The sequence below is a fragment of the Thermus sp. FJN-A genome, assembly GCF_054655095.1.
Genome location: NZ_BAAHSC010000039.1, coordinates 1 through 236, shown reverse-complemented (window position 1 = coordinate 236; position 236 = coordinate 1). Strand labels below are relative to the sequence as shown.

Here is a 236-nt window from a genome sequence, read left to right as displayed (position 1 = left end):
ATGGGGGGGGGGGGGGGTGGGACCTCGAGGCCGACCTCAAGGCCTGGCAGAGGCGCTACCCGGGGAACGAGGAGAAGGCGAGGAGCCTCCTCAAGGCCCTCAAGCGCCCCGAAGGGGTGAACCCCGTCACCCTCGTCGTGGACGACGCCACGGGCCTCACCCCCAGTGTGGTCCCCTGGCTGGTGGCCTTCGCCGAGGTGGCCACCCTGGTCCTGGCCGTCCACCCGGAGACCCTA

At 72.0% G+C, this 236-nt stretch carries 1 pseudogene; it reads left to right on the top strand.

Features of this window, described 5'->3' with window-relative positions:
- Window positions 1–236 (top strand): annotated as a pseudogene (locus ACYQ0J_RS00190) (ATP-binding protein); the annotation flags it as partial.